We start from the raw sequence: 26,276 nt of genomic DNA, 5'->3' as shown, positions 1-26,276 counted from the left end.
ATCGCAGTTCGTTGAGCGTCAGCCAGATTCACACCAAACGGGCGACGGCGGGACTCCCCGCCGTCGCCCGCCGGCGTTTGGTGCCGCTCCACTACAGTGCAGACCAGCCGCCGGCAGCTCAGGCACCTCCGAGCGTTGCGAGGAGGTTTTTCAGGGCAGTCTGTTCAGTCGCCGGCTTGGGGGTGGGCGCGCGGACAGCGGACAGGACGGGATCGATCTGCTTGTCGATGTAGGTCCACGCGGCGCAGTCGGCAGCGTTCAGCGCAGATTGGTTGTCATCCCAGGCGGTCTCGAGATCGGTAACCCGGGCCGCGGCTGCGGTCTGGTCGCCCTTCTTGACGAAGGCGAGGGTGTCGGAAGTGATGGTTCGGAACTCGGCCATGTTCGGGGCAGGGAAGTTTGCTTGCGCCGCCGCTTGGGCCTCAGGCTGGGTCGGCGCGGCGGAACCGGCCTGACAGGTCGCTGCAGGGCCTTCGTCGGCGAGGGCGCTCTTGTGCGGGAGGCTGCTGGTGTAGGCGAGGAGCATGACCGTGGCGACCGCGACACCTGCCAGGATTCCCAACGCGGTCCGACGACGTCCGGGGGTCACTGGAGGCGCTGCCGTGCCCGATGCGCGTTCGACTGTGTCGGTTTTGCTGATTGAGAGATATACGACCGTGGCGAGGATGGCCAAGAGGAAGATGATGCTCGTGGTGAGCGTGCCCAAGCCCAGGCCGCCCTCGGGGGCTGTGAGACTGAGCCAGTCGCCGATATTCGCGCCCAGGGGACGGGTGAGGATGTAGGCAATCCAGAAGGCGAGTACCGGGTTGGCGCCGAAACGCCAGAGGGGGGTGACGATGCCGATGAGGATGAGGGGCAGCAGAATTGAGGCGCCAGGTCCCCATCCGGTGAGATCGAGGGTCCAGTCGCCCAGGGCCGTGCCGAGGGCGAAGGTCACGAGAACAGCGAGCCAGTAGAAGGCTTCGCGGGGCCTGATGGTGATGCTGTGGATGGAGAGGGTCCGTTCTTTGACGAACCAGATGGTGAAGACCACAGCAAGCATCGCGGAGAACACGCCGGCGCTGATCCAGAGCGGTACGCCTGCCTGGTCTGTGAGCAGGTCGGTGTACAGCGTTCCGGTAATACTCAGCAGAACCACCGTGAGCCAGTACGCGCCCGTGCGGTAGCCTCGGAGCCTCATCTGCACGGCAAGTACGACGGCGGTCACGCCGGTGAAGATGACAGCTGTTTCAACGAGACCTACTCCGAGGGCTACGTTGATGAAGTCGGCGAAGCTCTCGCCGACCGTGGTGCAGAGGACTTTGATGATCCAGAACCAGATCGTGATCTCGGGAACCTTGCTCAGCAGCTTGGTTGGGGGCGGCGACGTCATCTCTCGGGTGCTCATGAACTGCACCCTTCCATTCGATGCTCCGGTGAAACTGCGAAAAAAGGTGTCCTGTCTGAGAATTCTCACAGACACGTCGATGGACACCGTGGCGCCAACGCGATGCCCGTTTCGGCGAGAATAGCTCCATGGCTGAACCTTGTGACCGTCCCGTACGAGTGCTGATCGTCGAAGACGACACTGAACTTGGGCCTCTCGTCGCCCGCGGCCTCGGCGTCGAAGGTTACGAAGCGCGCTGGATCGAAGACGGCCTGGCAGCCCTGATCGCGGCACAGGAAACGGACTACGGCGTCGCAATACTCGATGTGATGCTGCCGGGGATGTCCGGATTCGAACTCTGCCGCCGATTGCGCGAGGCGTCTCCCGCCCTCATCATCCTGATGCTCACGGCCCGGGACGACGTCAGCGACCGCGTGAGAGGGCTGGACGCCGGTGCCGATGACTACCTCATCAAACCCTTCGCGTTCAACGAGCTCGCAGCCCGCCTGCGGGCACTCCGTCGCCGGGAGAGTCTGGCGCTCAGTCCCCGGATCGAAGTAGGTGGGCTGATCATCGACAGCCACAACCACCTCGTGCGAGCCGGCGGGAAGGTGGTTCCGCTGAGCCCCAAGGAATTCGCGCTGTTGCGATTTTTGGCCCAACACGCCGACCAGACGGTGCCACGGGAGAGGATCTTGCTGGAGATCTGGGGAACGCTTCAGCACGCAGATTCGAATATCGTCGATCAGTACATCAGCTACCTCCGCCGCAAACTCGATCCCCTCACGACCGGGGTGAGCCTGCGCACCGAACGAGGAATCGGTTTCCAGCTTGCGCGGGACCTGTGAAGGCGCTTTCCAGGCTCTCCATCCGTGCCCGGATCACGATGGGCACGCTGCTGCTGGCCGCCCTGTTCTTCGGTACCGTTGGCCTCGTCGTGCGGCAGCAGGTCGAGGGCATTATGCAAAACGCTGCTTTCGAAGTACTCCAAAGCGACGCCACCCAGTTCGAGACGGCCATTGAGCAGGAGCCGAACGAACCTCGTGACAATCCCGGCGAAGGTCAACTCGTCGCAGTCATCGATCCTGCCGGAACCAGCCAGATTTCGACGCTGCCGGCCGCAATCACCTCGAATATGGCTCTTATCAACCGAGCCAGCACGGGCCCGCAGCAGCTCGTCGCGGGTGAGGCCACCTACTTGGTCGCGGTCGAAACCGTCGAGACCGGCGCCGGAAACTGGACCATCATCTCAGCCCGCAACCAGCAGGAATCTGATCTCGTCCTCACCAACCTCACAACGGGGGTGAGCTTCGGCCTCGGCGCCCTTACGCTTCTGTTCGGCGCTGCCTCGTGGCTTCTGACAGGAGCTGCGCTCCGCCCGGTCACGCGACTGCGCCGGAGCGCGGAAGCGATCGTCGCGGCGGGCGCCGAAGACTTGCTGCCCGTGGGGCCAGCACGGGATGAGATCACCGGCCTCGCTACGACCCTAAACCGTCTCATCGAGACCCTCCGGGCTTCGGCCTCCCGGGAACGGCAGCTGGTCTCGGACGCCAGCCACGAACTACGCACACCACTGGCCGTTCTGCAGGCGCACCTTGAGCTGCTCCGGGACGGCGACCGCAGAAGCATTGACTCCGATATCCTCGGCGCCCAGCGGGCAACCACCCGGCTCTCCGAACTTGTTGAATGCCTGCTGGAACTCTCCCGCCTGGATGCCGGATGCCCGGCAACGCCGGCCACCGTCTTTGGCGCCCTCGTCCATGAGGCCGGGGAAGCCATCGACCGGGCGCGGCTCCGCGCCACGGGCGAGGACGTCGAGATCGAACTGATCACACCCGACCACACAGACCGCGCCGTACCGACGCCGATGCCGGCTCTCCTCTATGGGCGGGTGCTCGATAACCTGCTCTCGAACGCCCTCAGCGCTGTCGGCGGGAAAGGAAAGATCACCGCCATCATCACGCAGGAACCCTCCCACATCATCACCGTCATCACCGACACCGGCCCTGGCATCGACCCGGTCTTCCTTCCCCACGCCTTCGACCGCTTCTCGCGGGAAGAGAACGTGCGCGGCACAGCGAACGGCTCGGGATTGGGTTTGGCAATCGTCGCGGCCGCCGCGGAATCGGTCAACGGCACCGTCACACTCGAGAATGCAGCGACTTCCGGCCTTATCGTGAGACTCTCGATCCCCGTCCCCCAAGAACGCCCCGCGCAGTAGGTTCACACCAAGCGGACGACGGCGGGGACTTCCCGCCGGCGTCCGTCTGCGTTGGGCCCCGCTCCCTAAAGTGCGGACCAGCCGGCGTCGGAGGCCAGGATGGCGCCGTTGACGTTGGTGCCGTCGTCGCTGAGCAGGAAAGTGATGGACGCGGCGAGCTGTGCCGCGGTGGCGGGCGTGAGGACGGTGGCCTGCATCAGCGGCGAGGAAGCCCTGGCCCCCCTCACCGAAGCGGTGAAACTCCGCCGGGAGCTGGCCGAAACCAACCCAGCAGCCTGGAACCCCACCCTCGCCATGGCCCTGAACAACCTCTCCAACCGCCTCGCCGAAGCCGGACACAAAGACCAAGCCCTGGCCCCCATCACCGAAGCGACTGACCTCTACCGAGAGCTGGCCGCAACCAACCCAGCAGCCTGGAACCCCAACCTCGCCATGGCCCTGAAAAACCTCTCCACCAATCTCACTGAGGTCGGACGCCACAAGGAGGCCCTGGCCGTCCAAGATGAAATGCCAGGTTGAATCATTCCTCCGCATGTGAATGAGGCGCAACGTGGTCTGTCCCACTAACGGTCGATATTGAAGAACTGCTAAGGACTCGTCCAGCCCCCAGAACGCAAAAGTTCCAGTACCGGTCTCCGTGTCTCAATCGCGGTCTCGTCCGTAAACGCCGATAACAGCGCACATGTGAACCGCCGGGTGATGACCCGTCCTGTCGCACCATGGATCGTCTAGTCGTGCGTCCGGTCTAGCGGCCAAGCGGATCCGCGTCGCTAAACCTCCGCCACCGGAGCCGCGAACTGGGCCGCATACAGCGCGGCATACGCGCCGCCCGCGGCCAGCAGCTGAGCATGGTTTCCCTGCTCCACGATCTGCCCGGCCTCCATCACCAGGATGAGGTCGGCGTCGCGGATGGTGGAGAGGCGGTGCGCGATCACGAAGCTCGTCCGGTCACTCCGCAGAGCACTCATCGCTTTCTGCACGAGCACCTCGGTGCGGGTGTCCACCGAACTGGTGGCCTCGTCCAGGATCAGGACGGACGGACGGGCCAGGAAGGCGCGGGCAATCGTCAGCAGCTGTTTCTCGCCGGCCGACACATTGGAGCCCTCGTCGTCGAGCACCGTGTCGTAGCCCTCCGGCAGGGAGCGGACGAAACGGTCCACGTACGTCGCCCTGGCGGCCTCGAGGATCTCCGTCTCCGTGGCGGAAGGCCGGCCGTACGCGATGTTGTCCCGGATGGACCCGCCGAACAGCCACGTATCCTGCAGCACCATGCCCATCCGCGAGCGCAGCTCGTTGCGGGTCATCGCGGTGACGTCCACGCTATCGAGCGTGATCCGCCCGGCGTCGATCTCGTAGAAGCGCATCATCAGGTTCACCAGCGTGGTCTTGCCCGCCCCGGTGGGTCCAACGATCGCCACGGTCTGCCCCGGCTCCGCGACGAGACTCAGGGAAGCGATCAGCGGCTTGTCCGGTGAATAGGAAAACGAGACGTTCTCGAACACCAGCCGCCCCCGGCCGCCCGAAGGCGCCACGGAAGGAACAGGATCCGCGCTCTGCTCCTCGGTGTCCAGCAGCTCGAACACCCGCTCCGCCGACGCCACCCCGGACTGCAGCAGGTTGGCCATCGAGCCCAGCTGGGCCAGCGGCTGGGTGAACTGCCGCGAGTACTGGATGAACGCCTGCACGTCGCCAAGCTGCATCGCCCCGGAGGCCACCTGCAGCCCGCCCACAACGGCGATCCCCACATAGACGAGGTTCCCGATGAACGTCATGGCCGGCATGATCAGCCCGGAAATGAACTGCGCGCCGAAACTGGCCTGATACAGCTCGGCGTTCTTCTGCCGGAACCGCTCCTCCACCTCGCGCTGCCGGCCGAACACCTTCACCAGTGCGTGCCCGGTGTAGGTCTCCTCGATCTGCCCGTTGAGCTCGCCGGTGTGCTTCCACTGCGCCACGAACAGCTTCTGCGAGCGCTTGGCGATCATGGCCGTGGTCACCAGCGTCAGCGGAATGGTCACCAGCGCAATCAGCGCCAGCGTGGGCGAGAGGATGACCATCATCAGCAGCACCCCCGCCACGGTCAGCACCGAGGTGACCGCCTGGCTGATCGACTGCTGCAGGCTCTGTGAGATGTTGTCGACGTCGTTCGTCACCCGGCTGAGCAGCTCGCCTCGCTGGATCGAATCGAAGTAGCGCAGCGGCAGCCTATTGATCTTCGCCTCGATCCGCTCGCGCAGCCGAAACACCGTGCGCTGCACGACGCCGTTGAGCAGGTACGCCTGCATCCAGCCGAACGCAGAGGCCAGCACATACAGCGCCAGCGCCCACAGCAGCACATTGGCCAGGGCGGTCAAGTCGATCCCGGTGCCGGGCGTCAGCGCCATGGCGCTGAGCATGTCCGCCTTCTGGTTCTCCCCCGCGGCGCGCAGCTGCGCGATCAGCTGGGACTGGCTCACCCCGGCCGGCAGCTGCTTGGACACGACGCCGGCGAAGATCAGGTTGGTGCCCTCGCCCAGCAGCCGCGGCCCGATCACCGAGAACGCCACACTCACGACGGCGAGCGCCAGGACCAGCACCAGCCACAGCCGCTCGGGGCGCAGCTGGCCCAGCAGCCGCCTGGCCGAGGGGCCGAAGGTCATCGCCTTCTCCGCCGGGATGTTCATCCCTGCGAAGGGTCCCCCGCGGCCGGGCCCGCCGGCAGGGCGCGGAATGCGTTCGACGGCGGGCGCCGCGCCGGGTGCCCCGCCGGGCCCGGAGCCGCCGGGCCCGGAAGCAGCCGGCGCCGGCGTTGCCTTGTCCGTGGTGCTCATGCGGCCTCCTCCGCCGCGAGCTGCGAGTTCACAATCTCCTGGTACGTCGGCGAGGTCTCCAAAAGCTCAAGGTGCGTGCCCTGTCCGACAATCCGGCCGTCGTCGAGCACCAGGATCTGCTCGGCGTCGATGATGCTGGAGACCCGCTGGGCGATGATCACCAGGGTGGCGCCGGCGGTGTGCTGCTTGAGGGCCTGGCGGAGCCGGGCGTCCGTGGCGGTGTCCAGCGAGGAGAACGAGTCGTCGAAAATGTAGAGCTCGGGCTGTTTCACCAGCGCCCGGGCAATCGCGATCCGCTGCCGCTGCCCGCCGGAGACGTTGGTGCCGCCCTGCGAAATCGCCGCATCCAGCCCGCCCTCCATCTCCTCCACGAAGTCCTCCGCCTGCGCAATCCGCAGCGCCCGCCAGATTTCCTCCTCGGTGGCGTCCGGTTTGCCGTAGAGCAGGTTGCTGCGGACGGTGCCGGAGAACAGGTACGGCTTCTGCGGGACCAGGCCGATGTGCCCCCAGAGCAGGTCCGGGTGCAGCTCCCGGACGTCGACGCCGTCGATCCGCACCGAGCCGGCCGTCGCATCGAAGAGCCGCGGCATGAGGTTCACCAGGGTGGTCTTGCCGGAGCCGGTGGCGCCGATGATCGCCGTCGTCTGCCCCGCGCGGGCGGTGAAGCTGATCCCGCTCAGCACCGGAGCCTCGGCACCCGGGTAGGCGAAGCCGACGCCGCGCATCTGAAGCTCGCCGCGGCCGGTGCTGCCGGAAAAGCTGACCGGGTGCTCCGGCGGCCGGACGCTGGATTCGGTCCCGAGCACCTCGCCGATCCGGTCCGCGGAGACCGCCGCGCGCGGGATCATGATCGCCATGAAGGTGGCCATCATGACGGACATCAGGATCTGCATGAGGTAGCTGAGGAACGCGATCAGGGTGCCCACCTGCATGGAGCCGTCCTCGATCCGGAAGGAGCCGAACCAGATCACGGCCACGCTGGAGACGTTGAGCACCAGCATCACGGTGGGGAACGCGAGCGCCATCAGCCGCCCGGCGCGCAGGGCCGTGTCCGTGACGTCCTCGTTGGCCTTTCCGAAGCGGGCGGTCTCGATGTCCTCCCGCACGAAGGCGCGGATCACGCGGATGCCGGTGAGCTGCTCGCGGAGCACCCGGTTGACGGTGTCGATCCGGGTCTGCATCAGCCGGAACAGCGGGACCATCCGGGTGATGATCAGCCCGATCCCGACCAGCAGCACGGGCACGCTCACCGCGATCAGCCAGGACAGCTGCACGTCCTGCCGGATGGCCATGATCACCCCGCCGATGCTGAGCATGGGCGCCGCGACCATCATCGTAGCGGACATCAGCACCAGCTGCTGGACCTGCTGGACGTCGTTTGTGGAGCGGGTGATCAGGCTCGGGGCGCCGAAGCGGGTGACCTCCTGCTCGGAGAACTCGGCCACCCGGCTGAAGATCGAGCCGCGCAGATCCCGGCCCAGGCCCATCGCGGCCTTCGCCCCGAAGTACACGGCGGCGATGCTGCAGGCGATCTGCAGCAGCGTGATCAGCAGCATCACGCCGCCGGTGCCCAGGATGTAGTCCGTGTTGCCCTTCGCGACGCCCTCATCGATGATGTCCGCGTTCAGGGTGGGCAGGTACAGCGAGGCGATGGACTGCGCCAGCTGGAAGACGACGACGGCGAGCAGCAGCCGCCGCTGCGGCCGCAGGTATTCAACGAGCAGTTTCCAGAGCATCCGTACTCCCAGCCACGTGTCACACGAAGTGATTCGAACGCCAGTTTACGTCCGCTTGGGGGCCGCGGCTGGGAGCGGTTGCTGGGAGTTTGCCCATAGCTAATGTTCGGTTTTGACCCTTGACGTTCTCAATTGGTCGATTATGCTCGAACTACAGCCAGCAAAGGATGACGTGGACAGCACCAAGACCACCAACACCGCCGCCATGGACTACATCACCGCGCGCCTCGGCTCCGAGGGGTCCCCGATGCTGGCGTTCGGCGGGGACTACAACCCGGAACAGTGGCCCGAGGAAACCTGGGCTGAAGATGTCCGGCTGATGCGCGAGGCCGGCGTCAACCTGGTCAGCGTCGGGATCTTCAGCTGGTCGCTGCTGGAACCGTCCGAGGGCGCCTATGAATTCGGCTGGCTGGACCGGGTCCTGGACCTGCTGCACGCCAACGGCATCCGGGTGGACCTGGCCAACGCCACGGCCTCGCCGCCGCCGTGGTTCAGCCACAAGTACCCGCAGTCCCTTCCGGTGACAGCCGACGGCGTGCGGCACAGCTACGGTTCCCGGCAGGCCTTTGCCGCCTCCAGCCCCGAGTACCGGCGCGCCGCCGCGGCCTTGACCGAGCGGATCGCCGCCCGGTACGCGGACCATCCCGCCGTCGTGATGTGGCATGTCCACAACGAGTACGGCTGCCACAACCAGCCGGACTACTCGGACGGCGCCGCCGCGGGCTTCCGGTCCTGGCTGGAACGGCGCTACGGAACCCTCGATGGCCTGAACGCCGCCTGGGGCACGGCATTCTGGTCCCAGCGGTACTCGGCGTGGGAGGAGATCCTGCCGCCGCGGACCTCCGGAACCTGGGTCAACCCCACCCAGCAGCTGGATTTCGCCCGGTATTCCTCTGATGAACTGCTGGAGTGCTACAAGGCCGAGGCAGCGATCATCCGCTCGCATTCCCGGCATCCGGTCACCACCAACTTCATGGGCTTCAACATGGGCCTGCACCGGCCGGTGGACTACTGGCGCTGGGCGGAACAGATGGACGTGGTCTCCAACGACCACTATCTGATCGCCAAAGACCCACGGAACTTCCAGGAACTGGCGGCAACGGCAGACCTCACCCGCGGCTGGGCGCAAGGCAAACCGTGGCTGCTCATGGAACACTCCACCTCCGCCGTCAATTGGCAACCCCGCAACATCGCCAAGGCGCCCGGCGAAATGCTGCGCAACTCGCTCCAGCATGTCGCCCGCGGCGCGGACGGCGCACTCTTCTTCCAATGGAGGGCATCCCGGGCCGGCGCGGAGAAGTTCCACTCCGGGATGCTCCCCCATGCCGGCACTGACACCAAGGCGTGGCGGGAGGTCGTCCGGCTGGGGCAAGCGCTGCGCAGCCTGGCCGAGGTCACCGGTTCGGTAGTGACCGGCGCGTCCGGCAGCGTCGACGTCGCCATCATCCACGACACCGACGCCCGCTGGGCGTCGGAACTGGATTCGCACCCGAGCGTGGATGCCTCCAACATCGCGGAAACCCGGCGCTGGCACGATGCCTTCTACCGTGCCGGAATCCCGACGGACTTCCGCCAAAGCACCGATGACCTCTCCGGCTACCGGCTCGTGGTGGCCCCCATGCAGTACCTCGTGACGGACGCCGGAGCAGCCAATCTGGACGGTTATGTGAGGTCCGGCGGCCACCTGGTGGTCACGTATTTTTCCGGTATCGTCGACGAGAACGACCACATCAGGCCCGGCAGCTACCCCGGGGCGTTCAGTGAACTGCTGGGCGTACAGATGGAAGAGTTCTTCCCCCTGCGCGCCGGCGAATCCGTGCCGCTGAGCAGTTTCGGCACGGGTTCCTGCTGGAGCGAGCTGGGCAGGGCAAACACCGCCGAGGTGCTCGCCGCAGTGACCGGGGGGCCGGCCGCCGGCTCCCCCGCCGTGACCCGGAATCACGCCGGAAATGGCCGGGCCTATTACGTCGCCACGACGCTGGCGCCGGAGGGCCTCAGCGAACTTCTGGCCGTCATGTGCGCCGACGCGGCGGTGCTCCCCCTTGTCCCGGACCTCCCGGCCGGCGTCGAAGTTGCCCGGCGCAGCAAGGACGGCACGGACTGGACGTTCTGCATCAACCATGGGACGGACCACGTGCGGTTGCCGCTGGCGGGTGTAGAAGTCATCAGCGGTAAGGAGCTCGACGGCGGTCTCCTCCTGGAAGCCGGCGCCGTCGCCGTCGTCCGTTCCCGCACCACTCATTCAGCACGCCAGTAATTCAGCACGCCAGTAATTCAAGACGCCAGTAAGGACAAGACATGCTTGCCGCAGCCCGCCACTCAGCCATCGTCGCGGAGGTCCAGCGCGAGCGGATCGTCCGCGTTGCGGACCTCGCCCGGCTGCTGGGCGTGTCCCTCATGACCGTCCGGCGGGACATCGAGGCCCTGGACGCGGCCGGCGCCGTGGAAAAAATCCACGGCGGGGCCAAGCTCCCCGGCGGCGCCAGCACCCACGAGCCCGGCTTCGAACTCAAGGCCACCCAGCTGCAGGAGGAAAAAACCGCCATCGCGCACGAGGCCGCCACCCAGGTACGCGAGGGCATGGCCGTGGGGCTCAGCGCCGGCACCACCACCTGGGCCCTCGCCCAACTGCTGGCCGCCGGACCCCGGATCACCGTGGTCACCAACTCGGTACGGATCGCCGACGTCTTCCACCAGAGCCCCTCCCCCTCCACCGTGATCCTCACCGGCGGCGAACGCACCCCCTCCGACGCCCTGGTCGGGCCGCTCGCCACGGCCGCCCTCAAACAACTGCACCTGGATGTGCTGTTCCTCGGCGTCCACGGCATCGACGCCGACGCCGGATTCACCACCCCGAACCTGCTCGAAGCCGAAACGGACCGCGCCTTCGTCGCGGCAGCCCGCCGGGTAGTGGTCCTCGCAGACCACACCAAGTGGGGCATCCTGGGCATCAGCACCATCGCCGGCCTGGAAGAGGCCGACGAACTCATCAGCGACGACCAACTCCCCGGCGAAGCCCGCCGCATCCTCAGCGAACGCGTCGGCCGGCTGCGGCTGGCCACCACCGGTACCGCCGAGGCGGCCGGCCCCGCCCGCACAGACGCCACCAGCGCCGCTGCCGGCTGAGCGGCCCAGCACCATCCGAACCCGACGCCACCGCAAAATGCTTACGGCAAGGGGTAGCGCCAGCACCGATGCAGGGGCAGGATAGGGCTACCGGGTCCCACGCAAATGACGGACTCCGGAAAAACTCGCGCACGGACACTTGCGGTGTCCGCTCAACGCCCGGAGTCCGGGCGCGTCGAGGCGGCTGGGGCCTCCCGATTACCTCCCAGCTCACGTGCAGGAGACGCCGCAGTTTTGGAGTAGGCCTGAAGTCCCGGAATAGTGCCAGGTGGAGCTGCTACCTGACGGCGGCGACCGGCGCCTGCCCGCCCTGGCGCACGTGGCACCGCTGGGCGAGGTGGTGGTGCACCGGGCCCACAAGCGTGCCGTGGTCAGGGCCGGCGACCGCTATTTCAAGATCTTCCGGCCCAGGCAGTCCGACGAGGCCGCTGGCCGGCACGCGATGATGAACGCGCTCCTGGGTGCCGGGGATTTCCTTACCCCGGACGTAGTTTCCTACACCACGGGCTGCCTCATCCTCACCGGCCTCCCGGGCCGCTCGCTGTTCGTGCTGGGAAACGACCCCGCGGCCAGCGACACCGCGTTCGAAGTGGCCTGGCAGAAATGGTCCCGGGGCTGGGTCCGGCAACAATCCCTGGCGGGGGCCCCCGCGTACCGTCGGACCCTCGAGGCGCTCCCGCCCCGCACGGCCGCCGTCGAACTGGAGAACCTGCAGCGGATCGTGGACTTGTGGCTGTTGCATGCCAAGGACGTTCCGGCAGCCCAGGCCCAGTGCACCGCCGTCCGCGCGGCCGCCGGGCAGATCGGCCAGCAGTTACTCGGGAGCGAACCGGATCCCCTGGCGTGGTCCCACGGCGACCTCCACGACAAGCAGATCTTCACCGGGGAATCCGAGGCTCCCCTGGGGCTGCTGGATTTCGACGAGGCCGGCCGGGCCGAGGCCGCCGCCGACCTCGCAAACCTTGCCGCGCACCTGCAGCTGCGCCTCTTCCAGCGGCGCCTGACCGCCCAGCGTTACCAAACGGCCCGCCGCCAGGTTCTGGAGGCTGCCGGGGAACTGCGGGTCACACCAGCGCGCTTCGACGCTTACGCCAACGCGACCCGCCTGCGGCTGGGATGCCTCTATTCCTTCCGGCCCCAGTGGGCCACCGTGGCCGAGGAGTTCCTCAGCCACCCCGCGGAATATGCAGAGCCTCTATCCGCCGCCGGATTGCGCGCCCGGGCTTAGCGGCCGAAATCCTGGCGGGCCCGCGAAATCCGCCAACCGGGAACACCGTCCCGGCCGGAGGCGTTGGCCCCTTTAGTGGCACCCACGTTGGGACGCTCCTGCACGTACTGACCGCACGTACCGACTGCACCGTACCGAGAGGACTGCTGACATGGCTCACATCAAGGTTGGAACAGAGAACAGCACCGACGTCGAGCTCTACTACGAGGACCACGGGGCCGGGCAGGCGGTGGTTTTGATCCACGGCTACCCGCTGGACGGCTCCTCCTGGGAGAAGCAGACCACGGCGCTGCTGGGCGCGGGCTACCGCGTCATCACCTATGACCGGCGCGGCTTCGGAAAGTCCAGCAAACCCACCGAGGGCTACGACTTCGACACGTTCGCCGCGGATCTGAACACACTCCTGACCACGCTGGACCTGAACGGCGCCGTGCTGGTGGGCTTCTCGATGGGCACGGGCGAGGTGGGCCGCTACCTCGGCACCTACGGTTCCGAAAGGGTGGCAAAGGCCGTGTTCCTCGGCTCGCTGGAGCCGTACCTGCTGCAGGCCGAGGACAACCCCGACGGCGTCCCCCAGTCCGTCTTCGACAGCCTCACGGAAGCGGTGACCACGGACCGCTATGCCTTCTTCACCGAGTTCTTCAAAAACTTCTACAACAGCGAGACATTCCTCGGCACGCCGCGGCTCAGCGAGGAGGTCATGCGCGCCGGCTGGAACCTCGCGACGTCCGGCGGCGCCACCGCGTCGGTAGCAGCCCAGCCCACCTGGCTGACCGACTTCCGCCAGGACATCCCCAGGATCGACGTCCCGGCGCTGATTGTCCACGGCACGGCGGACAACATCCTGCCGATCGACAACACAGGCCGGCGCTTCGCCGAGGCCCTGCCGAGCGCCGAATACACAGAGATCGACGGCGCCCCGCACGGCATGCTGTGGACGCATGCGGCCGAGGTCAACGAGGTGCTGCTGCGGTTCCTCGCGAAGTAGGCGCTGCCAGCCCAGCAGGGCCGGCTCGCGGCGGGCCGGCCCCCACAAGGGGCACTTTGACACGAAACGCCGGGCCGACGTCGTCCATTTCGACGCCGGACCGCGGCAAAGTGCCCCCGGACCGCCTGGCCCGCAGGGCATGGATCACGAGGGCGTAGGCTTTGCCGTCCTTGGCGGGGATGCCGACTCGGCCATAACGGGTCATCTCGCTTGAATACAAGGAATCGATGGCAACGGCGCTCACCTGGCACACCCGCCTCGCCCCCAACAAGGGGCACTTTGACACGAAACGCCGGGCCGACGTCGGACTGCCGGACCCCTGATGGCTCCAAAGCCGCCCCGGACCGTCCGGCGAACCCGCACCGGCACGGCCGGAATACAGCAATTGCCGCCGGTGTTATGCACCTCAGACCCTATTTCTATCGCCCGAAGGATTCCCATGAGCCCGAACCTGACCGTCAAGCTCCAGCCCGGCACCCCGGCCCCCGCTTTCACCCTGCCGGACGCCGCCGGCAAGCCGGTGTCCCTCGCCGATTACCGCGGCAAAAATGTCATTGTGTACTTCTACCCGAAGGCCGCAACCCCCGGCTGCACCACCGAGGCGTGCGATTTCCGCGACAGCCTCTCGTCGCTGCAAGGCTCCGGCTACGAGGTCCTCGGGATCTCCCCCGATGGCCCCGAGGCCCTGGCGCACTTCACCGGCGACTTCGCCCTCACCTTCCCGCTCCTGGCGGACGAGGACCATGCCGTGGCGCTGGCCTACGGCGCCTGGGGAGAGAAGCTGGTCAACGGCGAGATCACCGAGGGCCTGGTGCGCTCCACGGTGGTGCTCGATCCCGAGGGCAAGGTGAAGCTGGCCCAGTACCAGCTCAAGGCCCAGGGCCACGTGGCGGCGCTCAGGGAAGAACTTGGCGTCTGATCCCTCGCCATTGACCGGGGAGGCTCGGCAGGCTCGGTCCAAAAACCCCGCGGCGTCCGCCCGGCGTCCGCCAGGCGCGTACCCCGGCTAAACCCTCGTTCCCGCCACAATCGTGGCGGTGGACCGGAGCCTGATGGTACCGCCGTGCTCGTAGCGGCCCAGCATCTGGAAGACGTCCGAGCGGATCAGTTCCCGGGCTTCCGCGTCCGCCTTGGCCAGGCCCAGCACCACGGGGGCGGCGATGTCCGTCATGAACTCCCAATAGATCTCCGGCGACTCCGGCACGAGGTCCGTGCTGACCTTCCGCTCCGTCACGTCGGCAAGCCCGGCGTCCCTGAAGAACCTGCCCATGTAGCCCTGGGCGGCGCAGCGGAAAAGCCCGGGCGCACCGGCTGGCGGCACCGGCAGTTCGGTGTGCCGGGCAATCGTCCCCAGAATGAGGCTCGCCCAGGGGTTTTCCGCGGCGCGGGCCCAGACTGCCGCGGTGATCCGGGCGCCCGGCGCGGCCGACCGCACCATCTCCCGCAGGGCGGCGGTCATGTCCGGAAAGAACATGAAGCCGAAGCGGCAGAAAATCGCGTCGAAGGTGCCGTCCTCGAACGGCAGGGCGCCGACGTCGCTGACCCTGGTGCGCACATTGGCCAGGCCCCTCGCGGCGGCTTTCTCCGCCGCCACCCGGAGCATTCCTTCCGAAAGATCGGTCAGGGTGACGCTGCCCTGCGGAACCAGCGCTGCCGCCGTCAGCCCGGGCTCGCCCGTGCCGGAGGCGACGTCGAGCACCGCGGAGTCGGGGCGGAGCCTGGCCTCCTCAATGAGGGCGTCGCCGAAGGGGCCCTGCCAGCCGAGCACTTCAACGTCCCATTTCTTCCAGCCCGCCGAGAACCTATCCCAGATGCTCCGTTGCTGGTCGCGGATCTGCTCGGCTGAGGTTGACATGGCGGTTCCTAAGCTTTGTCCGTACCTAGCTCTCCCCCACCCCTTAGTGTGCTCCCGTCGCCGGGCCGGATCAATGCGTTGTCCGCCGGCACCGGGGCAGCGAGCAGGGCAGTAGGCTTTATGCCATGTCTTCCCCAGAAACTCCTGCGCCCGGCCGGCGCGAAGTCACCGTCCGGCGGGCGCCGAAGTACGTGCCGTTCCTGATCCTGGGCGGGCTGCTCGGCGTCGCCGTTGCCGCCATCCTCGCCTACGGTCTCCCGGGTAATGCGAGCTACGACGCCAGCGCGGTTTTCGGTTTCTTCCTGGTCCTGTTCGCCGCCGGCGGCGCCGTCCTGGGCGCCGTCGCCGCCCTGCTCCTGGACCGCCTCAGCGTCCGCCGGGCAGAGCGCGCCATCGTCGAGGCGGTCCCGGACAGCGTCCCGGACTCCGGACCCGAAAATGACGGCCAGTCCGACGGCGGCACCGGCAGCCAGAACCGCCCCTGAGCCCTGCGCAGGTCATAAAGCAGCGGCCGGAAAAGTCTTAGCGCACAACGTGAGATAATCGACCAGTGGCACGCGGCGATGGAAAACTTTCTCATGATCTTCTCCCCGGCGAAAAAGGCCCTCAGGACGCATGCGGCGTCTTTGGGGTCTGGGCTCCCGGCGAAGAGGTTGCAAAACTCACCTATTACGGGCTGTATGCACTGCAGCACCGCGGTCAGGAGTCGGCTGGTATAGCAACCAGCGACGGCAAGCGGATTAACGTCTACAAGGACATGGGCCTCGTTTCCCAGGTCTTCGACGAGACCACGCTGAACACCCTGACCGGGCACCTGGCCGTCGGCCACTGCCGTTATTCCACTACCGGCGCCAGCCACTGGGCCAATGCCCAGCCCACCCTGGGCGCGACGGCGACAGGCACCGTGGCCCTGGCCCACAACGGCAACCTCACCAACACCGCCGAACTCAAAGCCATGATCGTAGACCGCAATGGCGGCCAGCTCAGCGGCGAGATGAAGCAGGGCAACACCTCGGACACGGCCCTGGTCACGGCGCTCCTGGAGGGTGAAGAGGGCAAGTCCCTCGAACAGACTGCCATGGAGCTGCTGCCCGAGATCAAGGGCGGCTTCTGCTTCGTCTTCATGGATGAAGGCACCCTGTACGCCGCCCGCGACACCTACGGCATCCGTCCGCTCTGCCTGGGCCGGCTGGAGCGCGGCTGGGTTGTCGCCTCCGAACAGTCCGCCCTGGCCACCGTCGGCGCCAGCTTCATCCGCGAGATCGAACCGGGCGAATTCATCGCGATCGACGAGGCCGGCGTCCGTTCCCAGCGTTTCGCGGAGGCGACGCCGGCCGGCTGCGTTTTCGAATACGTCTACCTCGCCCGCCCGGACGCCTCCATCGCGGGCCGCTCGGTTTACGAGTCCCGCGTGGAAATGGGCCGCCAGCTGGCCCGCGAAAACACCCAGGAAGCGGACATCGTCATCCCGGTGCCGGAATCCGGTACCCCGGCGGCCGTGGGCTACGCCGAGGAATCCGGCATCCCCTTCGCGCACGGCTTCGTTAAGAACTCCTATGTGGGCCGCACCTTCATCCAGCCCTCGCAGACCCTGCGCCAGCTCGGCATCCGGCTCAAGCTCAACGCGCTGGAATCCGTGATCCGCGGCAAGCGCGTCGTGGTGGTGGACGACTCGATCGTCCGGGGCAACACCCAGCGGGCCATCGTCCGGATGCTGCGCGAAGCCGGCGCCAAGTCCGTCCACATCAAGATTTCCTCGCCGCCGGTCAAGTGGCCGTGCTTCTACGGCATCGACTTCGCTTCCCGCGCGGAGCTCATCGCGAACGGCGCCACCGTCGAAGAGATCACCCAGGCCATCGGCGCCGATTCGCTGGCCTACATCTCCGAAGACGGCATGATCGGTGCCACCCAGCAGCCGCGCGAACGCCTGTGCACCGCCTGCTTCACCGGCAAGTACCCGATCGAGCTTCCCGGCGCGGACAAGCTGGGCAAGAACCTGCTGGAACGCACGGACCTCGGCGGCCTGCCCGCCGCCGGAGATGCCGCCCTCGGCGCCGCAGCGTCGGAATCCGCCGCCGAAGCCGACGCCGCCATCTCACCGGATGAGGACCCGGCCGAAAAGGCCGGCGCCACCGGTTGCGATCCAGGACCGGACGCCGAATTCGAAGAGCTGCTCACCGATGCTGATCGCGTCAACCCCGCTGACCGTTCAATTGCTGCCGACAAGAAAGAGCCCGTATGACTTCCGCCTCCCCGGCCGCTGACATGAACGCCGCCCAGAACGCCGCAGGCATCACCTACGCCTCTGCCGGCGTCGACGTCGAAGCGGGCGACCGCGCCGTCGAACTCATGAAGGACGCCGTGAAGGCGACCCACAACTCCTCCGTGATCGGCGGGGTCGGCGGCTTCGCTGGCCTCTACGACGTCTCGAGGCTGCTCACCTACAAGCGCCCGCTGCTGGCCACGTCCACCGACGGCGTCGGCACCAAGGTGGCCATCGCGCAGGCCATGGACATCCACGACACCATCGGCTTCGACCTCGTGGGCATGGTGGTGGACGACATCGTGGTGGTGGGCGCCGAGCCGCTCTACATGACCGACTACATCGCCTGCGGCAAGGTGGTCCCGGAGCGCATCGCGGACATCGTCCGCGGCATCGCGGCCGCCTGCTCCGTCGCCGGCACCGCCCTGGTGGGCGGCGAAACCGCCGAACACCCCGGCCTCCTGGGTGAAAGCGAGTACGACGTCGCCGGCGCCGCCACCGGAGTTGTCGAGGCCGACTCCCTGCTGGGCCCGGACCGCGTCCGCGCCGGCGATGTGGTGATCGGCATGGCCTCCTCCGGCCTGCACTCCAACGGCTATTCCCTGGTCCGCCGCGTGATCAACCACGCCGGCTGGGCCCTGGACCGCCAGGTCTCCGAACTGGGCCGCACCCTGGGCGAGGAACTCCTCGAGCCCACCCGTGTCTACGCGGCCGACTGCCTGGACCTGGCCCGCACCTTCCCGGTGAACGGCTCCGCCGCGGGCGGCAAAGCCGTGCACGGCTTCAGCCACGTCACCGGCGGCGGCCTCGCGGCCAACCTGGCCCGTGTCCTGCCGCAGGGCCTGCTGGCCACCGTGGACCGCGCCACCTGGGAACTGCCGGCCATCTTCAAGCTGGTCGCCGAGCTGGGCAACGTCCCGCTGGCCGACCTCGAGCGCACCCTGAACCTGGGCGTCGGCATGGTCGCGATCGTCTCGGCCGAGGCCGCCGACGCCGCCGTGGACCGCCTCAACGACCGCGGCCTGCCGGCCTGGATCATGGGCACCGTTGAAGAGAATTCGGACTCGATCCTCAAGACCGGCCCGGACTACGTGCAGGGCGCCAAGGGCGTCGACGGCGGCGCGGTCCGCCTCGTAAACGCCTACGCCTGAGGGGTCCTTAAACGCCCGTCGGGTGCTCCGCAACTGCCGTTTAGAGGGTTCATAACGGCAGTTGCGGGGCACCCGACGTTTAAGGCCTAGAGCACAGCGGACAGAAACGCCCGCGTCCGATCGTGCTGCGGATGGTTGATGACCGCTTCAGCAGGACCTTCTTCAAGAATCCGGCCGCCGTGCATAAACACCACACGGTCAGCCACGTCCCGGGCGAAGCCCATTTCATGGGTCACAACGATCATGGTCATTCCTGTCCGGGCAAGATCCTTCATAACGCGCAGGACTTCTCCTACGAGCTCCGGGTCCAAGGCGGACGTGGGTTCGTCAAAGAGCATCAGTTTTGGTTCCATGCAGAGGGCACGGGCGATCGCCACACGCTGCTGCTGCCCGCCGGAGAGATGGCGGGGGTAGGCCTGCGCCTTCTCAGAAAGCCCCACCTTTTCCAGGAGTTCGAGTGCCCGACGTCGGACCTCTTCCTTGGGCTGCTTGAGTACCCGGCGCGGGGCCTCCATCAGGTTTTCCAGAACTGTCATGTGCGGGAAAAGGTTAAAGTGCTGGAAAACCATGCCGATGTCTGTCCGGTCCGCACAGATCTCGTTGTGCGACTGCTCATGCAGCCTGCGACCCTTGAGCCGGTAGCCGACCACGCGGTCCTCCACCCGGAGCAGGCCGCCGTCGATCTTTTCCAGATGGTTCACGCACCGCAGGAACGTGCTCTTCCCCGATCCTGATGCGCCGATGATGCAGACCACCTCGCCGCGCCGTATTTCAAGATCGATCCCCTTGAGGACCTCGTTGTTGCCAAAGCTCTTGCGGACATCCTCGGCCCGCACCAGCGGCTGTGGCTCTGCTACCTCGGTGGTCATGATTGGCTGCCCCTTCCTGAGGCTTGCGGGGAGTGGGTCCTGAAGAAGCGCCGGAGTCGCTCGGCCGCAGACGGCGGCACGGACGTGGATGTACCGCGGGAGAATCGCCGCTCCAGATAGCCCTGGCCCACGCTGAAGACGGTGGTGACGATGATGTACCAGAGACTGGCCACGAGGAGCAGCGGCACCACCTGGAGGTTCTTTGAGTAGATGATCTGCGCCGAATACAGCAGCTCTGGGACCGCGATGACGCTGACCAGCGACGTCATCTTCAGCATTCCGATGAACTCGTTGCCTGTGGGCGGGATGATCACCCGCATGGCCTGAGGCAGGATCACACGGAATAGGGTCTGCAGGCGGGACATGCCCAGGGCCCCCGCCGCCTCGCTTTGCCCCAGGTCGATGGACTGGATGCCGGCCCGGACGATCTCCGACATATAGGCCGCCTCATTGAGCCCCAGGCCCAGGATTGCCGCAGCCAGCGGCGTGATGAGCTGGTTGGCATCCAGGCTGACGCCCGGAATGCCGAAAGTGATTTCCGGGTACAGCGCTGACAGATTGAACCAGAACAACAGCTGGACCAGGACCGGAGTGCCGCGGAAGAATGTCACGTACACGCGGGCCGAGGCCTTGACCACTGGATTTGCCGAGAGCTGCATGACGGCCAGGAGGACCCCCAGGGCAACGCCGACCACCATGCAGACGACGGTCAGCGTGAGCGTAATGCCAATGCCGTTGACGATCGTGGTGTCGCGGAAGTACAGGGCCACCTTGTCCCAGCCAAAGCGCGGGTTGGTCACCGCTGAGACAAGCACCAGAACCACGACGGCGGAGACCGCCACCGCGGCGACCCAGCGCCACGGGTGACGGGCCGGCACGACGGTGTACTCTCCCCTGGTGCTGACGGTGCGTGAAAGGCTGACGGTCCCACTCATTGGGAGGCACCCGCGTCGACCTGGGCCGGGCTGACGGTCACGGAATCAGGGATGCCGTACTTGGCATTGATTGACGTGTAGGTGCTTCCGGCCACGAGTGCCTTGACCGCCGTCACGACGGCCTTGGTCAGCGGTGAGTCCTTCGGCATGGCGATGCCGACAGACGTGGGATCGTAGCCTGCGCCGGGGGCGAGCTCGAAGGAGCCTCCGGATAGTTTGCTGGCGTAGGCCATGCCGATGTCTCCGGACAAGACGCCGTCCACCCGGCCGGAGGTGAGGGAGAGATTTGCCTCGTGTTGCGAGGGGAAGAGCTGGATGTCGATCGGGGCCTGCCCCGCGTCCGTGCACTGCTTCGAGAACGCCGGCAGGGTTTCGATGCCCTGGGACGTTCCCTTCTCTCCGCCGACGCTGGTCCCGCACAGCTTCATGGCATCAAGGGCGAGATTCTTCGGGTTCCCCTGCTTGACTGCCAGGCCCGAGCCGCTGCTCATGTAGGTGGCGAAGTCGGAATTCTTCTTCCGTTCAGCGGTGACATTGAATCCGGAGATGCCGACGTCATACTTGTGCGACCCCACGCCGGGGAGGATGGTGTCAAAGGTGGCCGGGACCATCCTGGCTTCCAGTCCAAGGGTCTCGCCGAGCGCCTTGGCGAAGTCCGCGTCCCATCCCGTCACGGTTTTGTTGTCCTCGGCGTAGAACTCGTAGGGCGGGAACGTGGGGTCTGTTCCCACCAGCAGGGTTCCCTTGGACCTGATATCCGCGGGCAGCAGATCCGCTGCCGCCTGGTTGAGCGGCGCGGCGGCTATTGCACCGCCCTGCGCCGGCTTGGCAGCGGTGCTTCCGGCTTCAAGGGAGGCGTTCGTGCAGCCGCTGAGCCCGACAATGGCGGCGAGCAGCAAGGTGCCCGTGGTCAGGTAATTAGGATGTGACATAGTTGCCTTCCGGGTGATTGGTTCCGTGGTCAACGGCGATGTTGACCAGGGTGGTGCCGACGTTGACGGGGGCAGGATGCCGAACGATTGCAACCACCCCGTCAATGGGTGCGAAGAATTCCTTGGGTGGGCGGTCGAGCTCCTCCACTGAATGAACCCTGGCGACGATGTCCCCCGCGGTGACACATTGCCCCAGCTCAACGGTGGGCTCGAAGAGTCCGGCCATGGTGGAATTGACCGGGGAACGCGATGTGAGTTCCACCCACCGGACCGCTGACCGCTCAGGAGACGGTCCGCCCGTGAGAAGTCCCCAGTGGCCAAGCAGCGACCGGAGTCCCTTGCGGGCGCGGTCCAGGATCCAAAGGGAAACCGTTCCCCTGCCGCCCAGTTCGGTGGAGATCATGGGAACGCCGGCCCGGTCTGCGGCCCCGCTGATGGAACCGGATTTCAACATGGGCTTCACCACCACGGAGTACGGCACATTGAAGGCGGCAACGGCTGCTGTCTTTTCGGCCCACAGTTCCTGCGTGGGTCCGGGGTAGACGAAGGCCGACGGCACGTATTCCGAGGCGATTCCTCCTGAATGTATGTCCATGACGAAATCCGCAAGGGGGATGAGGTCCTCGGCGACGATGGAAGCAATTTGCTCCGCCGGGCCGCCGCCCGCGTTGCCGGGAAGTGCCCTGTTGAGGTTGACTCCGTCCACGCTGGCAACGCGGCGTCCTTCCCTGACCGCGGCGATATTCAGCGCCGGCAAGACGATCAGGCGCCCTGTGAGCTCGTCCGGGTCGATTGAACGAATGAGTTCCTGCAGGAGGATCTGGCCTTCGTACTCGTCGCCGTGGGTTCCGGCGATCAGGAGCACGGTTGGCCCGGTCCCGCCGCTGAGGACGGCGATGGGGGATGGAATGACGGCGGCGTCGTGCGCGTTGTCCGAGTGTTCAATCTCCAGGTAGCTGAGTTGCTTGCCTGCAGCCAGGAAATCAACACCGGGGATTCGGGGAATGCGCAGGCTCATGGGCTGACTTTCGGCTAGGCTGAAGAAGTTGGATTCACTGTATACAGTGAATACTGTGATGTAAAGCACGTAGAATTGAATGATTCTTGGGAGCAACGAGGGGGATGAGGCGAATGGCTGCGCAAGTTGCCAAGACGATGCGGCCGTTGAGCGAGCAGGTCTATGAGCGGATCAGTGATGAAATCGTCAACGGCGTGGTCGAGCCAGGCGCTCCCCTTGTCCAGGAACAGCTTGCGGACGAATATGGAGTTTCCCGCACCCCTGTCCGCGACGCACTGACCCGGCTGGTGCACGAAGGGCTGGCGACCTTGGTCCCCGGCGCAGGATACTTCGCGACGACGTTGACGCCGTCAAACGTGGCCGAGGTCTACGAAGTCCGCAAAGCCCTGGAGGTCATGGCCATCCGGCAATGCGGGGCCAACTACACGCCCCTGGAGCTGGCCCGGCTGGAGCTGCTGATCGCCGAGGGATCCGCCAGCGCCGACGCGGAAGCGCTGTTCGCCGCAACCAGGGCGTTCCACCTGAGCCTTGCAGCCCCTTGCCCGAATAAGTTCCTGCTGAAGACCCTCGAATCCGTGTGGGACAACCCCGTCCAGCGTCTGATCAGCCGCTCATATCCCTTGGACGGCGCCAAGCTGGCCCGCGTTGCCGATGCACACAGCAAGATTCTGGCCGCCGCCAGGGCCGGTGACCCGGACATCCTGATTCCGCTGCTCGACCTCTGCCACGAGAAGGACTGAGCAGGACACCAGCGGCACAGCTGCCGGCCGATCAGCCGGCGCCAGCCTCCACCACGCTGAAGACCCCGCCCTGCGGATCCTTCAGCGTCGCCACGGTGCCGGCCTCCTCAATGGCCTCCGGCTCGACGAGGACGGCGGCGCCCGCGGCCACCGCCGCTTCCACGGCCTCCGCGACGCTGGAGACGCCGAAGTACACCTGCCACCCGGCTTTGCGGGACGCGTAATCATCAGCCGCAAGCGGGGCAATTCCAGCCACCTCCGTGCCGTTGACCATGAGCGTGGTGTACGTGCCGCCGTCGCCCTGCGGGTATTCGGTCACCTCGTGCCCGAACAGCTGCTGGAGGAACCCGACGGCGGGCTGCGGCTCCGGTGTCAGGAGCTCCGCCCAGGCCAAAGCGCCGGCCTCGTTCTGCCGGGCGGAACCGAAATGGGTGCCTGCCTGCCACACGCCGGTGGTCCCCCCGCCCGGAGCCTCGAGGAAGACCATGACGCCGGTGTCAGCCACCGCCTCCGGCCCGAACTGCACCGAGCCGCCCGCATTCGGGGCCTCCTCCGCAATGGCCCTGGCGTCATCCGCCGCGAAGTAGATGTTCCACTGTCCGGGGGCTCCGGCTGCTTCCTGCTGGGGGTTCTGCGGCGCGATGACCGTCACGAGGTCGTCAGCCAGGAAGGCCTTGGAGTAGCTCCGCCCGTCCGGGGTGGGCAGGTCCTCGTACCGCCAGCCAAACACGGCGGAATAGAAGGACTTGGCGGCCTCCACGTCCGGTGTCTGCAGGTCCGCCCAGGAGACCTCGCCCGCGGCGTAGCCCGTCCGGACGGTCAAGGCGACCCGGCGCCTTCGCCGGCCATGATGCTGAACGCCGCGCCGTTCGGGTCGGCCAGCACCGCGAGCCGGCCCACACCCGGGACGTCGAAGGCGGGCGCATGGACCTGCGCGCCGAGCTCCTGCGCCCGCGCCACGGCAAGATCCACATCCTCGACGTTGAAGTACGTCATCCAGAAGGGCGGCACCCCTTCCATGGGCTGCTTCATGGCCCCCGCCACGGTTTTTCCGTCCACCAGGAGCGTGGTGTACTCGCCAAGATCACCCGCGGGGCCCGTTTCCGAGGAGCAGCCGGTGACAGCCTCGTAGAACGGGACTGCCCGGGAGACGTCGTCCGTTTGCAGCTCACTCCAGATCATGGCACCGGGTTCGTCGGCCAGCCCTGAACCGATATGGGAGCCGGCCTCCCAGAAGCCCACCTGGGCGCCCGTGGGATCCGAGGCGAAGAACATGCGCCCGCTGCCGTTCGGGACCTCGTCCACCGGAAACAGCAGTGTTCCGCCCGCGGCGTTGGCCCTGGCCGCGGCTTCATCGGCATCATCCACGGCGATGTAGCTGGCCCAATAGGACGGTAGGCCGGAGGCGGCCATGTCCGGCATTTGCTGCATCATCCCGGCCACGTAGCGGCCCTGCAGCCTGGCCATGTAGTACGTCAGGTCCGGCCCCACCGGCATGGCGTCAAGCTCCCATCCGAACAGGTCCGAGTAAAACGTCTTTGCCGCCTCGATGTCCGTCGCAGAAAGGTCAACCCAACACGGCGTCCCTTGCTTGTAGCTTTCAACCTGTGCCATAAAAGAATCAATCCCTTCAACCCGTCAAAGAGCCCGCGATGGATCCGCTCAGGATCCGCGGATGAACCTGTCCACGATCAACCTAGTACGGGGCCCCGACACTGACAACAGGGCCCGGCCTGGCGGAGCATTACCGCGTCGTCGCCTTTGATCGCCGGGGCCACGGCTATACCGCGGACACGGATGCGGCGTTCCACTACGAGGACATGGCAACCGAGACGGTCCGGGTGCTCGAGCAAGTCGTCGGCGGCCCGGCCCGCCTCGTGGGCTGGAGTGATGGGGGAATCATTGCACTCCTCGTCGCTCTCAGGCGTCCCGACCTCGTGCACAAGCTTGTTGTCATCGGCGCCAACTACCACTACGACGGCGTTATGCCCGTGGAGCTGGACCCGCAGTCGCCGGCCCTGCAGGAACTGGGCAACGCCTACATCGAACGGTCCCCCGACGGAGCCGGGCACCTGGAAGTCGCCTTCAGCAAGAGTCTCGCGATGTTCAGTCCGGAGCCGACGCTTACCACCGCCGATATCGCCCAGATAACCCAGCCTGCGCTCGTTGTGGTCGGTGATGACGACTTAGTCACGCTTCCCCACACCGTCTCGCTGTACGAGGCCCTGCGCGAAGGCCAGCTCGCCGTCGTTCCCGGAGCCTCCCACGCGCTTCCGCTTGAACAGCCGGACGCACCCGTTGGCCTCATCCTCGGCTTCCTGGCCGCGGCCGAGCCGCCCCGGACGATCTTTCCCATCCGTCGCGCACGGCCTGCCGGCTCCTAGCCAGCTGATACGTTTGCACCCTGCGGGCCACACCGGCAACAGAAAGGCCCGTCGGCCACACCGGAAACCGGCGTGTCCAACGGGCCTAAAACTGAGGTCAGCACCTGGATGCTGGAAAAGAAGAGCCGCTTGGCGTACTAAAAAGACGTACGACGGCGGCACGCCACTGATTGCCTGGCGGCAGGTTCGGTAGGCGTCGACTAACCTATGCGACGGGTGTCTACCTCGTCGTCGTCGTCCACATCGTCCGCGTACTTATCCACGTAAGCCGAATAATCCGGTTCAATCGGCTCACTCGAGAAATGACTCGGCGCACGACCCTCAGAGCTCTTGAGCTCACGCTGAAGCGCAGAGTAGTCCGTGTTCGGGGAATAGTACTTAATATCCCGAGCCTGCTTGGTAGCTTTTGCCTTTTGACGGCCGCGCCCCATGGCGTGACCCCCTTTTGTACTCGGACCGGAGGTGGTCACCATTGGCGTTAGTGAGGCCCCGGAATGTTTGGTCAATTTGTCGTACACCTAGATTACATGCTTTCGGCCCCAACTGCTCGCCAGCGCCGCTGCTGTGGACAGTGCGGCGCCGGCGACAGCCCCGGCCGGTAACCGGAGGCACGCCGCCCGGCCCGCTTCTTAGATAGAGTTTCGGAGTGGACTT

24 protein-coding genes and 1 pseudogene are annotated in these 26,276 nt (G+C 66.4%); 13 read left to right on the top strand and 12 right to left on the bottom strand.

Going from position 1 to position 26,276, the window contains the following annotated elements:
• Positions 1-118: 118 nt before the first annotated feature.
• Entirely contained in the window at positions 119-1,387 is a 1,269-nt protein-coding gene (locus ABIB26_RS08815; RefSeq protein ID WP_354241510.1) for a COG4705 family protein, read from the bottom strand.
• A 128-nt stretch (positions 1,388-1,515) separates the two neighbouring features.
• Between ABIB26_RS08815 and ABIB26_RS08810 the strand changes: the two genes are divergently transcribed.
• Positions 1,516-2,214 carry a response regulator transcription factor gene (locus ABIB26_RS08810; RefSeq protein WP_354241508.1) on the top strand — a complete coding sequence of 233 codons (699 nt, stop codon included), beginning with the start codon at positions 1,516-1,518 and terminating at the stop codon, positions 2,212-2,214.
• Positions 2,211-3,587 carry a sensor histidine kinase gene (locus ABIB26_RS08805; protein ID WP_354241506.1) on the top strand — a complete coding sequence of 459 codons (1,377 nt, stop codon included), beginning with the start codon at positions 2,211-2,213 and terminating at the stop codon, positions 3,585-3,587. Before ABIB26_RS08810 ends, ABIB26_RS08805 begins: the two co-directional genes overlap by 4 nt.
• 65 nt (positions 3,588-3,652) lie before the next feature.
• On the opposite strand, the pseudogene ABIB26_RS08800 reads toward ABIB26_RS08805, so the two are convergent.
• Positions 3,653-3,766, bottom strand: a pseudogene (locus ABIB26_RS08800) (short-chain dehydrogenase); the annotation flags it as partial.
• 7 nt (positions 3,767-3,773) lie between these two features.
• Here ABIB26_RS08800 and ABIB26_RS08795 point away from each other — a divergent pair.
• The gene (locus ABIB26_RS08795; protein WP_354241950.1) at positions 3,774-4,106 is read left to right on the top strand and encodes a tetratricopeptide repeat protein; all 333 of its coding nucleotides are present in this window, start codon (positions 3,774-3,776) and stop codon (positions 4,104-4,106) included.
• Positions 4,107-4,357: 251 nt separating this feature from the next.
• Here ABIB26_RS08795 and ABIB26_RS08790 read toward each other — a convergent pair whose 3' ends face one another.
• Together ABIB26_RS08790 and ABIB26_RS08785 are read right to left on the bottom strand one after the other, a co-directional pair.
• On the bottom strand, positions 4,358-6,397 hold the full coding sequence (locus ABIB26_RS08790; protein ID WP_354241504.1) for an ABC transporter ATP-binding protein: 2,040 nt from the start codon (positions 6,395-6,397) through the stop codon (positions 4,358-4,360).
• Entirely contained in the window at positions 6,394-8,133 is a 1,740-nt protein-coding gene (locus ABIB26_RS08785; RefSeq protein WP_354241502.1) for an ABC transporter ATP-binding protein, read from the bottom strand. Before ABIB26_RS08785 ends, ABIB26_RS08790 begins: the two co-directional genes overlap by 4 nt.
• 172 nt (positions 8,134-8,305) lie before the next feature.
• Here ABIB26_RS08785 and ABIB26_RS08780 point away from each other — a divergent pair, with 172 nt between their 5' ends.
• The 5 genes from ABIB26_RS08780 (at position 8,306) to bcp (ending at position 14,394) form a co-directional block, all read left to right on the top strand.
• Positions 8,306-10,390, top strand: a complete 2,085-nt coding sequence (locus ABIB26_RS08780) for a beta-galactosidase (protein ID WP_354241500.1) — start codon at positions 8,306-8,308, stop codon at positions 10,388-10,390.
• A 41-nt stretch (positions 10,391-10,431) separates the two neighbouring features.
• A complete protein-coding gene (locus tag ABIB26_RS08775) occupies positions 10,432-11,259 on the top strand; it encodes a DeoR/GlpR family DNA-binding transcription regulator (protein ID WP_354241498.1) in 828 nt (275 codons plus the stop codon).
• Positions 11,260-11,527: 268 nt separating this feature from the next.
• Entirely contained in the window at positions 11,528-12,487 is a 960-nt protein-coding gene (locus ABIB26_RS08770; RefSeq protein WP_354241496.1) for a phosphotransferase, read from the top strand.
• Positions 12,488-12,638: 151 nt separating this feature from the next.
• Positions 12,639-13,475, top strand: coding sequence for an alpha/beta fold hydrolase (locus ABIB26_RS08765; protein WP_354241495.1), 837 nt, complete (start codon positions 12,639-12,641; stop codon positions 13,473-13,475).
• 439 nt (positions 13,476-13,914) lie between these two features.
• Positions 13,915-14,394 carry a thioredoxin-dependent thiol peroxidase gene (gene bcp / locus ABIB26_RS08760; RefSeq protein WP_354241493.1) on the top strand — a complete coding sequence of 160 codons (480 nt, stop codon included), beginning with the start codon at positions 13,915-13,917 and terminating at the stop codon, positions 14,392-14,394.
• A gap of 87 nt (positions 14,395-14,481) precedes the next feature.
• Here the strand turns inward: bcp and ABIB26_RS08755 are convergent, their stop codons facing one another.
• On the bottom strand, positions 14,482-15,330 hold the full coding sequence (locus ABIB26_RS08755) for a class I SAM-dependent methyltransferase (protein WP_354241491.1): 849 nt from the start codon (positions 15,328-15,330) through the stop codon (positions 14,482-14,484).
• Between the two features lie 125 nt (positions 15,331-15,455).
• Here ABIB26_RS08755 and ABIB26_RS08750 point away from each other — a divergent pair, with 125 nt between their 5' ends.
• The 3 genes from ABIB26_RS08750 to purM all read left to right on the top strand — a co-directional run bounded on the left by ABIB26_RS08750 (position 15,456) and on the right by purM (position 18,744).
• Complete coding sequence (locus ABIB26_RS08750; protein ID WP_354241489.1) at positions 15,456-15,815, top strand: hypothetical protein; 360 nt, start codon at positions 15,456-15,458, stop codon at positions 15,813-15,815.
• A gap of 65 nt (positions 15,816-15,880) precedes the next feature.
• The gene (purF, locus tag ABIB26_RS08745) at positions 15,881-17,572 is read left to right on the top strand and encodes an amidophosphoribosyltransferase (protein WP_354241487.1); all 1,692 of its coding nucleotides are present in this window, start codon (positions 15,881-15,883) and stop codon (positions 17,570-17,572) included.
• The gene (purM, locus tag ABIB26_RS08740; protein WP_354241485.1) at positions 17,569-18,744 is read left to right on the top strand and encodes a phosphoribosylformylglycinamidine cyclo-ligase; all 1,176 of its coding nucleotides are present in this window, start codon (positions 17,569-17,571) and stop codon (positions 18,742-18,744) included. Before purF ends, purM begins: the two co-directional genes overlap by 4 nt.
• An 86-nt stretch (positions 18,745-18,830) precedes the next feature.
• Here the strand turns inward: purM and ABIB26_RS08735 are convergent, their stop codons facing one another.
• The 4 genes from ABIB26_RS08735 to ABIB26_RS08720 are packed head-to-tail and all read right to left on the bottom strand — an operon-like array spanning position 18,831 to position 22,498.
• Entirely contained in the window at positions 18,831-19,613 is a 783-nt protein-coding gene (locus ABIB26_RS08735) for an amino acid ABC transporter ATP-binding protein (protein ID WP_354241482.1), read from the bottom strand.
• Complete coding sequence (locus ABIB26_RS08730) at positions 19,610-20,548, bottom strand: amino acid ABC transporter permease (protein ID WP_354241479.1); 939 nt, start codon at positions 20,546-20,548, stop codon at positions 19,610-19,612. Before ABIB26_RS08730 ends, ABIB26_RS08735 begins: the two co-directional genes overlap by 4 nt.
• Positions 20,545-21,480: an ABC transporter substrate-binding protein gene (locus tag ABIB26_RS08725; RefSeq protein ID WP_354241476.1), complete on the bottom strand. Its 936-nt coding sequence runs from the start codon at positions 21,478-21,480 to the stop codon at positions 20,545-20,547. The genes ABIB26_RS08730 and ABIB26_RS08725 overlap by 4 nt, the downstream gene beginning before the upstream one ends.
• The gene (locus ABIB26_RS08720; protein WP_354241474.1) at positions 21,467-22,498 is read right to left on the bottom strand and encodes a succinylglutamate desuccinylase/aspartoacylase family protein; all 1,032 of its coding nucleotides are present in this window, start codon (positions 22,496-22,498) and stop codon (positions 21,467-21,469) included. The genes ABIB26_RS08725 and ABIB26_RS08720 overlap by 14 nt, the downstream gene beginning before the upstream one ends.
• Before the next feature lie 113 nt (positions 22,499-22,611).
• Here ABIB26_RS08720 and ABIB26_RS08715 point away from each other — a divergent pair, with 113 nt between their 5' ends.
• Positions 22,612-23,238 carry a GntR family transcriptional regulator gene (locus ABIB26_RS08715; RefSeq protein WP_354241471.1) on the top strand — a complete coding sequence of 209 codons (627 nt, stop codon included), beginning with the start codon at positions 22,612-22,614 and terminating at the stop codon, positions 23,236-23,238.
• A 31-nt stretch (positions 23,239-23,269) separates the two neighbouring features.
• Here ABIB26_RS08715 and ABIB26_RS08710 read toward each other — a convergent pair whose 3' ends face one another.
• Positions 23,270-24,061: a VOC family protein gene (locus ABIB26_RS08710; RefSeq protein ID WP_354241468.1), complete on the bottom strand. Its 792-nt coding sequence runs from the start codon at positions 24,059-24,061 to the stop codon at positions 23,270-23,272.
• Positions 24,058-24,852, bottom strand: a complete 795-nt coding sequence (locus ABIB26_RS08705; RefSeq protein ID WP_354241465.1) for a VOC family protein — start codon at positions 24,850-24,852, stop codon at positions 24,058-24,060. Before ABIB26_RS08705 ends, ABIB26_RS08710 begins: the two co-directional genes overlap by 4 nt.
• A gap of 101 nt (positions 24,853-24,953) precedes the next feature.
• Between ABIB26_RS08705 and ABIB26_RS08700 the strand changes: the two genes are divergently transcribed.
• Positions 24,954-25,622, top strand: coding sequence for an alpha/beta fold hydrolase (locus ABIB26_RS08700; RefSeq protein WP_354241934.1), 669 nt, complete (start codon positions 24,954-24,956; stop codon positions 25,620-25,622).
• A 200-nt stretch (positions 25,623-25,822) separates the two neighbouring features.
• Here ABIB26_RS08700 and ABIB26_RS08695 read toward each other — a convergent pair whose 3' ends face one another.
• Positions 25,823-26,053 (bottom strand): DUF3073 domain-containing protein, encoded by a 231-nt coding sequence (locus ABIB26_RS08695; protein ID WP_354241932.1) that lies wholly within the window; start codon positions 26,051-26,053, stop codon positions 25,823-25,825.
• Positions 26,054-26,276: the final 223 nt, after the last annotated feature.

Origin of the sequence: Arthrobacter sp. UYEF20 (assembly GCF_040546335.1) — a bacterium.
Taxonomy (GTDB): Bacteria; Actinomycetota; Actinomycetes; order Actinomycetales; family Micrococcaceae; genus Arthrobacter.
The sequence above is the reverse complement of the archived record's forward strand: the minus strand, read 5'-3'. Positions and strand labels throughout refer to the sequence as shown.

What these genes read in the sequence shown, in the direction of transcription:
- ABIB26_RS08815 (WP_354241510.1), bottom strand. Translation starts at nt 1,387, where the DNA reads ATGAGCACCCGAGAGATGACGTCGCCGCCCCCAACCAAGCTGCTGAGC.
- ABIB26_RS08810 (WP_354241508.1), top strand. Translation starts at nt 1,516, where the DNA reads ATGGCTGAACCTTGTGACCGTCCCGTACGAGTGCTGATCGTCGAAGAC.
- ABIB26_RS08790 (WP_354241504.1), bottom strand. Translation starts at nt 6,397, where the DNA reads ATGAGCACCACGGACAAGGCAACGCCGGCGCCGGCTGCTTCCGGGCCC.
- ABIB26_RS08785 (WP_354241502.1), bottom strand. Translation starts at nt 8,133, where the DNA reads ATGCTCTGGAAACTGCTCGTTGAATACCTGCGGCCGCAGCGGCGGCTG.
- ABIB26_RS08775 (WP_354241498.1), top strand. Translation starts at nt 10,432, where the DNA reads ATGCTTGCCGCAGCCCGCCACTCAGCCATCGTCGCGGAGGTCCAGCGC.
- ABIB26_RS08765 (WP_354241495.1), top strand. Translation starts at nt 12,639, where the DNA reads ATGGCTCACATCAAGGTTGGAACAGAGAACAGCACCGACGTCGAGCTC.
- bcp (WP_354241493.1), top strand. Translation starts at nt 13,915, where the DNA reads ATGAGCCCGAACCTGACCGTCAAGCTCCAGCCCGGCACCCCGGCCCCC.
- ABIB26_RS08755 (WP_354241491.1), bottom strand. Translation starts at nt 15,330, where the DNA reads ATGTCAACCTCAGCCGAGCAGATCCGCGACCAGCAACGGAGCATCTGG.
- ABIB26_RS08750 (WP_354241489.1), top strand. Translation starts at nt 15,456, where the DNA reads ATGTCTTCCCCAGAAACTCCTGCGCCCGGCCGGCGCGAAGTCACCGTC.
- purM (WP_354241485.1), top strand. Translation starts at nt 17,569, where the DNA reads ATGACTTCCGCCTCCCCGGCCGCTGACATGAACGCCGCCCAGAACGCC.
- ABIB26_RS08735 (WP_354241482.1), bottom strand. Translation starts at nt 19,613, where the DNA reads ATGACCACCGAGGTAGCAGAGCCACAGCCGCTGGTGCGGGCCGAGGAT.
- ABIB26_RS08730 (WP_354241479.1), bottom strand. Translation starts at nt 20,548, where the DNA reads ATGAGTGGGACCGTCAGCCTTTCACGCACCGTCAGCACCAGGGGAGAG.
- ABIB26_RS08725 (WP_354241476.1), bottom strand. Translation starts at nt 21,480, where the DNA reads ATGTCACATCCTAATTACCTGACCACGGGCACCTTGCTGCTCGCCGCC.
- ABIB26_RS08720 (WP_354241474.1), bottom strand. Translation starts at nt 22,498, where the DNA reads ATGAGCCTGCGCATTCCCCGAATCCCCGGTGTTGATTTCCTGGCTGCA.
- ABIB26_RS08715 (WP_354241471.1), top strand. Translation starts at nt 22,612, where the DNA reads ATGGCTGCGCAAGTTGCCAAGACGATGCGGCCGTTGAGCGAGCAGGTC.
- ABIB26_RS08705 (WP_354241465.1), bottom strand. Translation starts at nt 24,852, where the DNA reads ATGGCACAGGTTGAAAGCTACAAGCAAGGGACGCCGTGTTGGGTTGAC.
- ABIB26_RS08695 (WP_354241932.1), bottom strand. Translation starts at nt 26,053, where the DNA reads ATGGGGCGCGGCCGTCAAAAGGCAAAAGCTACCAAGCAGGCTCGGGAT.